Below are 13,503 nucleotides of genomic sequence, written 5' to 3' on the forward strand. Positions count from 1 at the left end.
CGGGTTGCCCCGGCAGGCCCTCGTACCGCCAACCCAGCGTGGACTCAGGCGGGTACTGCAACGGCTTCCGGCTTCTCGGCCTCCACCGAGGAGCGGATCAAGTAATCGAATGCGCTCAGCGCGGCCTTCGCACCCTCGCCGGTGGCGATGATGATTTGCTTGTAGGGCACGGTCGTCACGTCGCCCGCGGCAAACACGCCCGGCACGGAAGTCTGGCCCTTGGCATCGATTTCGATTTCGCCGTGCTTGCTCAGCGCCACCGTGCCCTTGAGCCATTCCGTATTCGGCACCAGGCCGATCTGGACGAAGACGCCTTCGAGCTCGATGTGCTGCAGCTCGCCGGATTGCCTGTCCTTGTAGGTCAGGCCGTTGACCTTCTGGCCGTCACCGGTGATTTCCGTGGTTTGCGCCTGGGTGATGACCTTCACGTTAGGCAGGCTGTGCAGCTTGCGTTGCAAGACCGCGTCGGCGCGCAGCTCGCCTGCGAACTCGAGCAGCGTCACGTGTTCGACGATGCCGGCCAAGTCGATCGCAGCTTCTACGCCGGAGTTGCCGCCTCCGATGACTGCCACGCGCTTGCCCTTGAACAGGGGGCCGTCGCAGTGCGGGCAATAGGCCACGCCGCGGTTCCGGTACTCGCGCTCGCCGGGCACGTTCACTTCACGCCAGCGGGCACCGGTGGCCAGAATGACCGAGCGGCTCTTGAGCACGGCGCCGTTGGCGAGCTTGACCTCGATCTGCTTGTCGCCAGGCAGCAGCGCTTCGGCGCGCTGTGCGTTCATGATGTCGACGTCGTAGGCCTTGACGTGTTCTTCCAGCGCACTGGCGAACTTGGGCCCCTCGGTCTCCTTGACCGAGATGAAGTTCTCGATCGCCAGCGTGTCCAGCACTTGGCCGCCGAACCGTTCCGCGACGATGCCGGTCCGTATGCCCTTGCGTGCCGCATAGATGGCCGCCGCGGCCCCGGCCGGACCACCACCCACGATGAGCACGTCGTACGGCGCACGGGCATTGAGCTTTTCCGCTTCCCGCTGGCCGGCGTTGCTATCGAGCTTGGCGAGCAATTCTTCCACGCCCATGCGGCCCTGGCCGAACACTTCGCCGTTCAGGAAGATCGTCGGCACGGCCATCACTTGGCGTTTTTCCACTTCGTCCTGGAACAGCGCACCGTCGATCGTCACGTGACGGATGCGCGGGTTGAGCAACGCCATCACGTTCAGCGATTGCACGACTTCAGGGCAGTTCTGGCAGGACAGCGATACGTAAGTTTCGAACGAGAAGTCGCCGTCCAGGCCCTTGATCTGTTCGATCACGTCGGCGTCGAGCTTGACGGGGTGGCCGCCAACCTGCAACAGCGCCAGGACGAGCGAGGTGAATTCGTGGCCCAGGGGAATCGCGGCAAAGCGGATGCCGATGTCTTCACCGGGGCGGTTGATCGAGAACGAAGGCTTGCGCTCGTCGTCATCGCGTCGCTCGATCAGCGTGATGCGATTCGACAGACCCGCGATCTCCTTCAGGAGTTCGGCAAGTTCACGAGACTTCTCTCCATCGTCGATGGACGCAACGATCTCGATCGGCTGCGTGATCTTTTCCAAATAGGCTTGCAACTGGTTCTTGAGATTAGCGTCCAACATATGCGCTCCCTTCGCTCCGTCTTGTGTTTTCGGATGGTGCCCGGACCGCTTGTGGCTGCCCGGGCGATACTGCTTGATACGATGATTCGTTGACTGCGATGCCTTTCCGCGGGATGGCGCCTCCGGTAGGAGCCGCCATCCATCCGCGCGGTGCTTAGATCTTGCCGACCAGATCCAGCGAAGGAGCCAGCGTCTTATCGCCTTCCTTCCACTTGGCGGGGCAGACTTCGCCGGGGTGGTTCGCCACATAGATGGCGGCCTTGACCTTGCGCAGCAGTTCCTTGGCGTCGCGGCCGATGCCTTCGGCGGTGACTTCCACGGCCTGGATCACGCCCTGCGGGTCGATGATGAACGTGCCGCGGTCAGCCAAGCCTTGGCCTTCGCGCAGGACTTGGAAGTTGGTGGCCAATTCCCAGGTCGGGTCGCCGATCATCGCGAACTTGATCTTGCCGATGGCGGGCGAGGTGTCATGCCAAGCTTTGTGCGAGAAGTGCGTGTCGGTCGAAACCGAGTACACCTCGACGCCCAGCTTTTGGAATTCTTCGTAGTTGTCGGCCAAGTCTTCCAGCTCGGTCGGGCACACGAAGGTGAAGTCGGCGGGGTAGAACATCACCACGGCCCACTTGCCCTTCAGGGTTTCGTCGGTGACTTCGATGAACTTGCCGTCCTTGAAAGCGGTTGCTTTGAAAGGCTTGATCGGAGTGTTCACTAGAGACATTGCAGTTTCCTCTCTTGCTGGGTTGAAAAGACGTATATGAATGGTATACGTCACCTGAGAATTGATCAAATTGATTGATTTTATTCCGGCAATCACGAATTTCTATCGTGAGGAGGCGCCAGTCCGCGATGGCGAACCCCGATCAGTATCGGGGGCGGACAGACCCTCCGGCTTTGTGCCCCAGTCGGCCGGAACGACAAATATGGGGCCGGAAGCGTCATCCTACAAGGGATTTTGCACGCGGCGCAGCTTGGGCATGTCGCGCGCTTGCGGGCCGGCGTGGTCGAGCATGCGTTCGACCCACTCCGCCACGACGTCGTCTGCCGCCAGGACGGGGAAGTCGCTGACGCAGCGTGCCCATTGAAAGCCGCCGAAGACGATGTAATCGGCATACGCGGGCGCCTCGCCGCAGACGAAAGGCTGGTTGCGTAGGAGTAGGCGCAAGGGAGCGAGATTGGCGCGGAATGTTTCCACCTCTCGCTCGCGCCCCGCACAGACGGCCTCGACCGGCATGCCGAAACGCTCTTGGCGGCTGCGCAGGAAATATTCCACGTCGCCTTCATGCAAGGCGGGCACGATGTCGGCCAAGACGAGGCGGGAAAGGCCCGGCAATTGGACAGAGTCCGCCCAGCCGTTGACGAAGCGCGCCAGTGCCTGGGCCTGCGGCCCTCCGAACAGCGACGGTGCGTCCGGGTACGTGGTTTCCAGGTGGAGCGCGATGTTCCAGGAGTCCGCCACGACGCGACCGCCGTCCACGAGCACCGGTACGCGCCCCTGGCCCGAGAAAGCGATTTTGTCTTTTTCCGTGAAGCGCCACGGCAAGAATTCGGTTCTCAGCCCTTTGTGCATGAGTGCCAAGCGGGAGCGCCAGCAGTAGGGGCTGAAACGGAATTCCGGGTTGGCGCCGGCCAGGTCATAGAGCTGTCTGTCCATCGTCAATCGTCATTGCCTCGCGTGAGTAGAAAAGATGGGGTGTCGCGAAGCGGCCCCGCCGCCGTGGTGGCAGCCCAAGAGGGCATGGCGCTTGCTGGACTCCCCCGGAGTCAACACCTTACAGCGAGCACACCATGACGTCGAGCAAACAGCAGGAGCCCCAGCGATCCCCCAATGACGAAGGCGCGGGCCAAATGGCATCGCTACCCGAGAGTACCGGAGCCTCCAAGGGTGAGCCGCCGTCGAAGCGAGCCGAACACGAGCCGGCGACGCAGTATGACGGCTCGCCCCAACCCGACCCGCGACAAGACCGCCCCGGGCTGGGCAAGCCGCAAGACGATACCCCGTGGACACTGGAAAAGCGGGAAGGCCCTAAACCGTGAGTGGGCTGGGAACGCGGCTTGCTGGGTAGGCATACACCACACAACCGACGATGGAGATCACCATGCTTAAGTTGAAGACCGCGGTACTCGCCGCAGCGTTGGCGTTTGGCGCCGGTTCGGCCGGCGCGGCCGACCTCGCCCGCAAGGACGCCAGCTTTCTACAGGACGCCGCGGAGAGCGGACAGCTCGAAATCAGCGCGAGCCAGCTGGCGGAACGAAACGCCTCCCACCCCGACGTGAAGTCCTTCGCCAAAATGATGGTGGCCGACCATACCGCCGTGGACAGCGAACTCAAGGCTTTGGCGAGCCGCAAGGGCGTAGAGCTTCCGTCCGAGCCGACCCGGAAGGTGCGCTCCGCTGTGAACGATTTGCAGAAGAAAAACGGCGCGGATTTCGACAAGGAGTACGCCGAGGAGATCGCCGTCGACGCGCACGAGGATGCCGTCAAGCTATTTGAGAAAGCGGCCAAGGACGCCGAAGATGCCGAGGTCAAGGCCTTCGCGGCCAAGGTGCTGCCCAATCTGCAGCAGCATTTGGCCAAGGGCAAGGAATTGCAAAGCCTGGTCAAGTCCACCCGCGATAACGCGCAAATGAAACGCTAGCTTCGGCTGCGCCGCCGCGTTCCATCGACCCGCCGCCTGCGCGTTGCGCAGGCGGTGTTTTTTTTGCGCGGCCGCCAGTGCGCTGGTGGTGTGCCATGCGAGCGCGTGTGTCCTCCGCGCCCCTGAGGCTGATGCACTCAGAACAAAGCCGGCTGCCGGGGCGGCGCAGAAGGGGTGAGTGCGCCCTCGTGCTCCAGCAGCCACATCTTGCGATGCAAGCCGCCGCCGTAGCCTACCAGCCCGGAGTTGGCGCCGATGACCCGGTGGCACGGGATGACGATGCTGATGGGATTCGCCCCGTTTGCCAGGCCAACCGCCCGTACCGCCTTGGGCCGGCCGATGCGGGTGGCCAGCTCGGCGTAGCTGATCGTGCTGCCTAGCGGTATGCGCCGGAGTTCGGCCCAGACTTCGCGTTGGAATATCGTGCCGGCCGTGGCGACCTCGAGACTGTCAATGGCTGAGAGCTCGCCAGCGAAATAGGCCTCGAGCCGGCCTCGCGCCTCGCTGCATCGTGCTGCGTCGCGCACGATGTAGCCGTTCTTCCCGTAATGCCAGCCCAGGAGCTGGTGCATGCGCGGCGAATAATCTTCCCAATCCACCGCCCGCAAGTGGCCGTTCGCGTCCGTGAGGATGAGCAGTTCTCCCACGGGCGTGCGGGTGCGCTCCAGGAATAAGGTCAGTGCGTCCATGCCGTCGGGGATGCGTTCTGTCGTGCAAGCCAGTGTACCGCCCGCAGTGGCCGAGTCCACTTGCCCTTCCTTGCCATCGCAGTTGATAATGAATGAAACAAATTGATAATTCTTTAACGGAGCGTATCAGTGGCGGGAACCAACGATTTTTCCACCAGCTGCCAGGCGGGGGGGCGCCGTGGCGGACGCATGCTGGCGCAGGGCTTGGCCGTCGCGGTCCTGGGCGTGCTGGCCGCCTGCGGTGGCGACGGGGCGGTCGCGCCGCCCGATGACCCCTTGCAGCCTTACCGGGAGCAGGTCGTCGATTGGCAGCCATGCGACCCGGAAGTCATGGGCGGCGATTCGATCGCGTACCAGACCTTCAAGGATCGCCTGACCTGCGCCACGATCCGCGTCCCGCTGGATTATTCCAATACTTCCCGCGGCGACGCCGTCGTGGCCGTGACGCGGGTGGCGGCCGGCGAGCCTTCCCAGCGCCAGGGCGCGATCCTGATCAACCCGGGCGGCCCGGGCGGGGACGGCCTGACCATGTCCCTGATGCTCGCTTCGCTATGGAGCGGCGCGGATGCGAGCACCACGGCGGGCCAGCTGCTGCCCACCATCGTGCAACGCTACGACATGATCGGATTCTCGCCGCGTGGCGTCGGGGCCAGCAGCCGGCTCTACTGCGCGACGAACGGGGCGTTGCAGCCCGAGCGCCATAGCTCCGACCGCAGCGAGGCGAACATCGCCGCCATGCTGTTCAACGCCCATGCGCTGGCCGACGCCTGCCTGCGCAACCCGCTCGCCAAGTACGTCAATACCGACAACACCGTGCGAGACATGGACTTGATCCGCGAATTGCTCGGCGATGCCAAGTTCAATTACTACGGCATTTCGTACGGGACGTGGCTGGGCGCCTGGTACGCTTCGCTCTTCCCGGAACGCGTCGGCCGCATGGTCTTGGACAGCTCGATGGACGTTACCGGCCCCATCGACGTCAACCTCGTGTGGCAGCCCATGTCCATGCAGCGGGTGCTGGACAGCTTCATTCCCGAGTATGCCAGCGCTTATCCTGGCCTCTACAGTCTCGGCACCGATCCGGCCGCGATCGCCGCGGTTTTCCGGGGGCTGCCTGAGCCGATGCGGGTGGCCTTCGACCGGGTCCTCTCCCTGCACAGCGTCCTCAACTTGACGCGGCGGGTGGAGCGGGGCGTGCAGCTCATCGCCGCAGCCAAAGGCATGCATTGGCTCATCGAGGAGGATTCCGCCCGTGCGCAGGACCCCAATGCCTTGAACGACGCCTTGATGGAGTACACCTTCTCCGACGACTTCGGCCAGGACATCGAAATCCGCGGCCTGGCGCAGGCCATGGTGGAGCCCTATTTCGAAGCGCTGGAGCCGGCGCCAGGGCCGATCTCGCTCCGGAACTCGGATTCGGTGTTCCACTCCGTGGTCTGTAACGATACGCCTGTCTCGAACACCGATACCCAGTATTGGGTCGGGCTCGGCAACGAAATGGCGGCCCGCTATCCCTACTCCGGCGGTTCCGTCACGCGCCACCTGTGCCTCGACTGGGGCGGGCCGTCCGTGGTCAAGCCCCCGCTATCACAGGCGGCGCGCGCGGGGCAGATCCTGATGCTGCAAAGCGAGTTCGACGCGCTCACCGCGACGGAAGGTGCGCTGCGTTCCTTCGAGCAGCTGCCGCAGGCCCACTTGGTCACGGTCACCAACCACTACACGCACGGCCTGGTGGGCGAGAGCATTCCCTGCGTGGACGAAATGATCGGCCGCTATTTCCTCGACGGGGTGGTGGCCGGCCGCAGCAGCGTTTGCGAAGGGCCGCCGCTGCCGGAGCCGACTTCGGACAAGGCGAACCGCATGGCGAAGATGAGCGCACCCAAGGACGCGGCCGAGCTCGCGCGCGAAGCCTTGCGGGCCAAGTTGGATGAGATTGCCGCTTCCGGTGCACGTTTCTAAGTACGGATAAGCGCACGAGCGAGGTCCGGTCCCCATATCCCGGGAGTCCGGACCTTTGTTTTCCGGGAGGGTCACGCCGGCGGGCTGGCGGCTGCCTCCCGCCTTATTTGTCGCACTGCTTGCGCGCTTGTTCGACGTCGATCTTGCGCGCTTCCATGACGCGCACCAACTGCGCGGTCGCGGTCAGGCATGCATTCCCCGCTGGAGCACCCCCCAGCGGGTTCGATTGACCGACGCCGGGCAGGTGCGGCAGGGGCGATGTCGCCGGCGGCGGGCTCGTCCGGATCGCCGACTGCATGCGGGCTTCGCAATAGGCCGCTCTTACGTCGGCATTGCTCATGGACTTCAATTCTTCATCGGTGCGCGGCATGCACGACGCCACGGCGCCGTGCGCGGCAAAAGCGCAGGCGGCGAGCAGGGTGAGTCTGGATAGGATGGGCATGGCTGGCCGGCGGCTGCGGGGAACCCGTAAAAGCCGCGTATGAAGGGAAATTGGCTTATCGATATCGCAAATCCCGGCTCAAGTAAAGTAAAGCCAGGGCTTGCCCGGGTTGACGCAAGGGCTTGTGGGGGCGAATAAAAAAGGCCAACCGCGCACGGTTGGCCTTGAGGTATTGGTGGCGGGCGGTTGACCGTGTGCTGACTGGCCTCCCGAGCTTATGAGCACTGGTGCGGGTTGCTGCAGCCTGCCCGGCATTCACTCTGCAAACGCCTGCAAGCGCGCGGGGTCGAGCAGCGCCTCGGCCAGCAGAGCGTGAATCTCGTGGTGCGGTTCGGCTGCCGACAGGCTTCGGCGGTAGTCCATGATGCGATGCTGGAGCGCTCGCACGTCGCCGCGGTATCGGCGCTGCGCTTCGCGCTGCAGTCGCCGGTACTCGGCTTTGAATTCTCGGGTCCAGCGTTGACCAAGATTGAGCAGGATGTCCAGGTTCTGAACCTTGACGGCATCGGCAGGCGTTGCGCTCTCGACGCGAACGCTCGGCGTGGCTTCGTCGTAGCGCAGCCGGATTGCCCCGTTGGCATGGCGCAGGTAGGGGTGGAACCAATCGGAGAACGCGCCGCCAGTGTGAACGGCCTTCTGGCCCTTCTGCGGCGCCACGTTGCATTCGCCGCAGATCGGCAACAGGTTGTCCGCGCACACGGCCAGCAGCGGGAACGTCGTCTTGGCCAGCCAGTGGTCCACGGCGGGCAGTACCAGCGGCCCGCCACAGAGCACGCAGGCCTCGCGGGCATCGGGGTGGGAGTCGAGGCGATGCGCGGCGCGAAACTCGCGCACGAATTGGTCGTAGCTCACGCGTAGCGTGACATCAGTTGTGGGGGCGCCGTTGGCAGCGTAAGGCAGGCCGCCGCGCAAGCCGTCCTCGTAGAACGCCACCATCAGTGTCTTGAAGGCTTTCCAGTGCTCGTCCTGGCTGCGCCATTGATTCGGCGGAGCGACCGGCAGAGCGGCGGGTGGTGTCGGGCCGAAATGCTGCGCCAGAGCACTAACCGCCTGAATCCACTGCTGGAGCCCAGTCTTCTCAGCCGGTGACAGGTCGGCGATGCGCTTCGCCTTATCCAAGAGTGCCTTGGTGCCGCTGGCGCCTGCAAGCAAGAGCCACAGCCAATCGCCTTCAATGGCGCTGCCCATGCTGGCCCGAAGGTTCGCTTGGGTAATGGAAACGCCGGAGAGCTGGTGATCACACAGCCACAGTGCGAAGCGCCGCATCAACTGCTGGCAGGCGGCCAAGGCTGGTGAGCACGCCACGCGGTGAATGGGCTTAAGCATCACTGTCCTCCGCGTTGCCGTTCGCATCGCGGGCCTTGAGGATCAGCGCGCGCAGTTCGTTCTTCAACGCGTCCGACTGCAGGGTGGGAATCACCTGCTCGATGGCGCGCAGGTCGGGAGCTTGCTGCCAGCGGTTGAGCAAGGTTTGCAGCTCGGTGCGATAGAAGCCCGTGCCCAGGCGACGGATCAGCGCCTGCAGTTGCCGCACGTCGTCCGGCGTTGGCTGCGTCTTTTGGGCGGCGGCGCGCAAAAAGGCCTCGATGCGCTGCTGGGCCCGCGCCCCGATGCTGTCCTCGGCTTCGAACACCGTCATCATCAGCGCGCTGGGGTCGGTGGCGAAGGTTTGGTCCGGCACGCCCTCGGCGGTGGATTGGCCGTTCGCCTTGCGGATGAGAACCACTTCCTCATCGAACACGTCGGACAGCACGATGGCCGAGTGGGTGGCGATTAGCACCTGGCTGGCATCCGCTCCCATGGCTGCATCCACCACCTGCACGATCTCGCGCTTCCAAGCGTCGTTGAAATGGGTTTCGGGTTCGTCCAGCAACAGCAGCGCGTCGTCCTGCCCTGCGAGCAGGTGGAATAGTGCCCAGCGCGCCAGCACCAGCCTCTCACCGTCGGAAAACTCGCTCAGGCGCAGCACACCCGGGTCGCTCAGGTCGGTCAGGCTTTCCGCGTCGGGCTTGTCGTTGCGGCGGATGAAGAGCTCAATGTCCTCCAGCACCCCGTGCCGCCACCAGCCCAGCAGGGTGCCAAAGCGCTCGAACGCGGTGTCGCCCTCCTCGCCCAGCAGGGCACGCAAGGCTTGGCCCTGGGTGGTCAAGCCTTCAAAGCGTTGGGCGTCGCGCGGTTCGGCGCTGGCAGGCAGCGCCCCGTCGAGGTCGAAGAACAGGCTGCGCAGCGCCTTGCCCGGATGGGGCTCGGCCAGGCACTCGCCGGCCAGCCGGATGGCGTCGTGCACGCGCGCGAGCAAGGCGCGCGGCGCGGCCAGGGCACGGTCCAGATTCACCCGCAGGCGCACGCCCACCAGGCGGTGCCAGCCGGCCTTGCGGAACAAATCCGCCAGCGCCTCATCGGCTTGCCCTTGGCGGCGCGCTTCGGCCTCCTGCAAGGCCACCGCCAGCAGCGCAGCGCTCAGCATCACCGGCTCCAGCAGCAGCGGGCGGCGGAACAGGTCGGCCGGCGCCGTGTCCGCCTCGGCCGGAGCCACAGTGCGGGTGGCTTTGTCGCCGAAGCGGCCGCCGTCGATCACGACGCTGGCCTCGTCCTCCTCCGTCCAGCCCGGCGGGCGCTCCTGGCTGGGGTCGTGGTCGGGCGACTGCGTCACGACGTTCAGCGCCTCGGCATCCACGGGCGGCTGCCAGGCGGCGCGCCATGGCTCCATCCAGCCCGAGGTATAAGCCAACAGCGCGCGTGGCAGCGCATCGCGCACATTTTGCGGGTAGTCGCCCCGGGCGATGCGGGGCTTGAGCACGGCCAGCGTGCCCTGCGGCGTGCGCTCGACGGTGCGCAAGTATGTGATCGCCTGGGCGAAGGCCTCGCGGTCCGCTGTGTCGGGGAAGGCCCAACCCTCCGCCTGCCACAGCGTGGTCGCGTGGGCTTCGCCGGGGCAGTCGAAGATCAGCGTGCGGTGCCCCGGTTCGCCGGGGCGGCCCAGCTCGTAGACCAGGCTCACCGGGCTGCGCGGCAGGCGCTCATCGGCCAGGGCCAGAAAGCTCTCGGCCAGCGCGCGCAGCAGGTGGCTCTTGCCGCTGCCGTTTTGACCGATGACGAAGTGGATGGCCAGCCGGGCCGGCGCGCCCTGCGGCTCGAACGCGGCCCAGGGCGCGCGCGGGCTGAAGGCCACCGCCAGATCGGCCAGCGGCGGGTAGTGCGACAGGTGCAGGTAGCGCAGCCGCATTCAACGCGCCTCCGGCGCCCGGCGGCGCTCGAGCTCGCGCCCCAGCCGCTCGGCATCGGCCAGCGCCGTGTCTTCTTCGGGGCGGCTGCCGTCCTCGGCCTCGCGCAGGGGGCGGAAAGCGGTCAGGTACTCGGTGCGGCCGGTGTTGGGGTCGGGGCGCGGCAGGCTCATCTTGCGGATCAGGCCCATCGCAGCCAGTTGCTCGAGGGCGCGCCGCACCTGCTCGCGCCCGGCCGCGAATCCCTCCTGGCGCCAGGCGGTTTGCGGGCTGGTGCAGAACTCCTCGAACGCCGCCGGGTCGTCAGTCAGCACCGCACCGCGCCACTCGACGCGCAGCGTGTTCCACACCGCATGCTGGAAGCTGGAAAGCTGCTCGATCACCGCCTGCCGTCGCGGGCGGGCCAGGTCGGTGCGGCGCTCGGCAGGGGCATGTTCGGTGATGCGCACCGTGACCTGGGGCGCCGGTGCCCCGAGCCGCGCGTCGCGCTCACGGGCGGCCTCGGCCAAAGCCTGCGCGTGCTGCTCGCGCCAAGCGGCGGTGAGGCGGCCGGAGAGGGCTTCGGCGATTAGCGCGGATCGCAGGCGTTTGGCTTGTTCGATCGCGCTGTGGAAAGACTGCGGCGCGACATGTTTCAACGCATCAACAATTCGCCGCTGCTCTGGCAGTGAAGGCAACGGCAGTTTGACGCGCTTGAAAAAGTCAGGAGGCACACGCTGCAACCCTCCTGTTCCGACAAAGGCCGCTTTGGCCTGTTCGCGGAACGCTGGTTGTCGTATGAAATGAAGCAAGTATTCCGCCAGAATCAGCCGAGTATCTGGCCTAAGAACATGGAACTCTGTTGAGCCAAAGCCGATGCTGCCAATGAGATTGTGGGCAACGGCAGCCTTGCCGTTTTCCATGCAAGGTGTGACCTTGGCAAACAGGACATCGCCCTCGGCAAAGGCCGTATAACCCTTTTGTACTTCAGCGTACGGGCGTTCTTCCGGCGACGTGATGGCACCCAGATGCTCATCAACGGCCGCCATTGGAACAAACGTCACTGGGGAATCTGCGGCTGTACGGACATTGGCCTCCAGCTTGGGATTGAGTTCGCAGACGGCCAAAAGGGGGACAATGGGCCAATCAAGACATGAGGCTTTTTCTTCGATGCCAAGCAGTTTGTTGCGCTGAAGCGCAGCCTCCTGAACTTCGGCAGCGTTTTGGTTAACCCAAGCCGCTGTCAGGCCACCACTAAGAGCAAAGCCAACAATGGCCTCGCGCAACGAGTCGGCACGACTAGCTGCTTCGTAGAACGGTCTTAGGTCGGCCGCTTGCAGCATCTCGACGATGCGCTGCTGTTCAGGCGGGGGAGGGGCAACGATTCGCAGAGCTGCCAGATCACTCTGTCGAATGTTCTGGATACTTGCCCCCGCTACAAGACGTGATCGCCACCGGTCAAACAGTGGCGACATTAGCCAAAAATGCAGGTACTCCGGAAGCAGCACCGATGGATCGCACCGCATGACAGCGTTGAACGCACCGAAAGTCCCATAGAACTCGTGATCGAGCAGTGCAGCCTTTCCAACAAGGTGAGAACTGCCCGACGAGGTGCAGACCACAACGTCGCCCCGTTGTAAGACTTGCTCGTCAGAGACAAGTCTCTTGGGAATCCAAACGAGATCCTGGTTCGTAATCAGGCGCTCCTGAATATTCCCTGCGCGAAGCACTGGAATACCGTCCGGAATCGGCTCGTCGGATGCATCCTCGCGGCTGAACGTAACGCCTCGGACAACCTTGCCCAAGGCCGGTTGGAATGGAACCTCTCGCCACCCATGAGGCCACTTCATGCCCGTCCCTCCACCATGGCCTGCAGGCGATCCAGTCCGTCGAGGATGCTGCGCTCGAGCTGGCGCAGCTCGTCGATCAGCTCGGTGACCGACACTTCGCTTTCCATCGCCGCGAAGTCGAAGGGCTTGTACTGACCTGCCGAAAGATTCCAGTCGCGTGCTTCGATGCAGTCGGGGTCCAGCAGCTCCGCGTTCAACGTGTCGCCGTCGTAGAGCTTGGGAAGCATCTCGGCTACGTACTCGGGGCGTACCTGGCCGTGGGCATCGTGTGAGCCTTGCAGCGTCCCGTCGGCCGAGCGCCATTCGGGGTTTGGCGCCCAGGCACGGAGCGGCACGGCCCAGCACTTGCGTTCTTTCGCTGGGCGGACTTGGTCGATGGCCGGGCTGCGCAGCCACAGGTCGTAGCCGTCCACCTTGGCCACTTCACGGGCCAGGGGGCGTAGCGCCTCGACGAGGTCCGCCACAGGCTCGCCCTGCGGCTCTTCGGGCACCTGGTCACGCGCCGCGGTGGCGAGCTGCTTCCACAGCGCCAGCGCAGGGCCTTCGTCTTCAAAGTAGCACTGCAGCTCGCGAGTGGCGCGGTTCCATTCGGTCGTGGCGGTCTTGGGGGCGGCATGGGCGAAGTGGCGGCAGGCAAGTTCCGCCAGTTGGGGCGCGACACGGTCGCGCACACGGGCCTCGGCCTCTTGCGGGTCGATCGTCTCCTCCCCCTCGCGCAGCAATTCAGGGAAGAGCTCATGGATGGCCCAGGTCTTGCCGTCGAAGGCGGGTGCGGCCTCCGGGTCGTCGGCAAAGGCAAAGCCGGCCGGGGTGAGCTGGCCGCTGGCATCGCGCAGGCTGGCCTGGCGCCAGCGCTCGCGCCAGTAGAGCGGCTGGTGGTAGGTGGCCTCGCCCTCGGTGGCGGCACGGCCCTCCTGCAGCCAGCGGCGGAACTGGACGAGTGCATCCCACAGGTCGTTGTCCTGCCCGGGGCGCGGGGTGCGCTTGGCGTCGAGGCTGAAGCCGTCGCCGGTCACCTCGTAGAACCACACCTGGTCGGTGCGGGGGGCGTTCTTCTCGAAGCTGGTCTTGGCTGCGCGTGGAGTTTCCT

The 13,503-nt window shown here is 65.0% G+C and carries 11 protein-coding genes and 1 pseudogene; 3 read left to right on the plus strand and 9 right to left on the minus strand.

Features of this window, described 5'->3' with window-relative positions; translation table 11 throughout:
- Positions 1-44: 44 nt before the first annotated feature.
- From ahpF to Q0319_RS14025, 3 genes are all read right to left on the minus strand, one after another.
- Positions 45-1,634, minus strand: a complete 1,590-nt coding sequence (ahpF, locus tag Q0319_RS14015; protein WP_299453545.1) for an alkyl hydroperoxide reductase subunit F — start codon at positions 1,632-1,634, stop codon at positions 45-47.
- A 154-nt stretch (positions 1,635-1,788) separates the two neighbouring features.
- On the minus strand, positions 1,789-2,352 hold the full coding sequence (gene ahpC, locus Q0319_RS14020; protein WP_296468632.1) for an alkyl hydroperoxide reductase subunit C: 564 nt from the start codon (positions 2,350-2,352) through the stop codon (positions 1,789-1,791).
- A gap of 222 nt (positions 2,353-2,574) precedes the next feature.
- Positions 2,575-3,285 (minus strand): glutathione S-transferase family protein, encoded by a 711-nt coding sequence (locus Q0319_RS14025; protein WP_296468634.1) that lies wholly within the window; start codon positions 3,283-3,285, stop codon positions 2,575-2,577.
- Between the two features lie 134 nt (positions 3,286-3,419).
- On the opposite strand from Q0319_RS14025, the gene Q0319_RS14030 reads away from it, so the two are divergent.
- Entirely contained in the window at positions 3,420-3,668 is a 249-nt protein-coding gene (locus Q0319_RS14030; RefSeq protein ID WP_296468636.1) for a hypothetical protein, read from the plus strand.
- Positions 3,669-3,730: 62 nt separating this feature from the next.
- Positions 3,731-4,270 (plus strand): DUF4142 domain-containing protein, encoded by a 540-nt coding sequence (locus Q0319_RS14035; RefSeq protein ID WP_296468638.1) that lies wholly within the window; start codon positions 3,731-3,733, stop codon positions 4,268-4,270.
- Between the two features lie 137 nt (positions 4,271-4,407).
- On the opposite strand, the gene ogt is transcribed toward Q0319_RS14035, so the two are convergent.
- Complete coding sequence (gene ogt / locus Q0319_RS14040; RefSeq protein ID WP_363322286.1) at positions 4,408-5,019, minus strand: methylated-DNA--[protein]-cysteine S-methyltransferase; 612 nt, start codon at positions 5,017-5,019, stop codon at positions 4,408-4,410.
- 69 nt (positions 5,020-5,088) lie between these two features.
- On the opposite strand from ogt, the gene Q0319_RS14045 reads away from it, so the two are divergent.
- Entirely contained in the window at positions 5,089-6,918 is a 1,830-nt protein-coding gene (locus Q0319_RS14045; protein WP_299453551.1) for an alpha/beta fold hydrolase, read from the plus strand.
- Between the two features lie 103 nt (positions 6,919-7,021).
- Here Q0319_RS14045 and Q0319_RS14050 read toward each other — a convergent pair whose 3' ends face one another.
- From Q0319_RS14050 to Q0319_RS14070, 5 genes and pseudogenes are all read right to left on the minus strand, one after another.
- Positions 7,022-7,360 (minus strand): hypothetical protein, encoded by a 339-nt coding sequence (locus tag Q0319_RS14050; protein WP_296468641.1) that lies wholly within the window; start codon positions 7,358-7,360, stop codon positions 7,022-7,024.
- A 255-nt stretch (positions 7,361-7,615) separates the two neighbouring features.
- A complete protein-coding gene (locus Q0319_RS14055) occupies positions 7,616-8,686 on the minus strand; it encodes a hypothetical protein (RefSeq protein ID WP_299453553.1) in 1,071 nt (356 codons plus the stop codon).
- Positions 8,679-10,586 (minus strand): AAA family ATPase, encoded by a 1,908-nt coding sequence (locus Q0319_RS14060; protein ID WP_299453555.1) that lies wholly within the window; start codon positions 10,584-10,586, stop codon positions 8,679-8,681. The genes Q0319_RS14055 and Q0319_RS14060 overlap by 8 nt, the downstream gene beginning before the upstream one ends.
- Positions 10,587-12,368 carry a restriction endonuclease subunit S gene (locus tag Q0319_RS14065; RefSeq protein WP_299453557.1) on the minus strand — a complete coding sequence of 594 codons (1,782 nt, stop codon included), beginning with the start codon at positions 12,366-12,368 and terminating at the stop codon, positions 10,587-10,589.
- A 41-nt stretch (positions 12,369-12,409) separates the two neighbouring features.
- Positions 12,410-13,503, minus strand: a pseudogene (locus Q0319_RS14070) (SAM-dependent DNA methyltransferase); the annotation flags it as partial.

The sequence above is a fragment of the uncultured Pigmentiphaga sp. genome, from assembly GCF_937950555.1.
Classification (GTDB): domain Bacteria; phylum Pseudomonadota; class Gammaproteobacteria; order Burkholderiales; family Burkholderiaceae_B; genus Pigmentiphaga.

Excerpts from the sequence above, each read along its gene's own strand:
- ahpF (WP_299453545.1), bottom strand. The coding sequence starts at position 1,634 with ATGTTGGACGCTAATCTCAAGAACCAGTTGCAAGCCTATTTGGAAAAG.
- ahpC (WP_296468632.1), bottom strand. The coding sequence starts at position 2,352 with ATGTCTCTAGTGAACACTCCGATCAAGCCTTTCAAAGCAACCGCTTTC.
- Q0319_RS14025 (WP_296468634.1), bottom strand. The coding sequence starts at position 3,285 with ATGGACAGACAGCTCTATGACCTGGCCGGCGCCAACCCGGAATTCCGT.
- Q0319_RS14030 (WP_296468636.1), top strand. The coding sequence starts at position 3,420 with ATGACGTCGAGCAAACAGCAGGAGCCCCAGCGATCCCCCAATGACGAA.
- Q0319_RS14035 (WP_296468638.1), top strand. The coding sequence starts at position 3,731 with ATGCTTAAGTTGAAGACCGCGGTACTCGCCGCAGCGTTGGCGTTTGGC.
- Q0319_RS14050 (WP_296468641.1), bottom strand. The coding sequence starts at position 7,360 with ATGCCCATCCTATCCAGACTCACCCTGCTCGCCGCCTGCGCTTTTGCC.
- Q0319_RS14055 (WP_299453553.1), bottom strand. The coding sequence starts at position 8,686 with ATGCTTAAGCCCATTCACCGCGTGGCGTGCTCACCAGCCTTGGCCGCC.
- Q0319_RS14060 (WP_299453555.1), bottom strand. The coding sequence starts at position 10,586 with ATGCGGCTGCGCTACCTGCACCTGTCGCACTACCCGCCGCTGGCCGAT.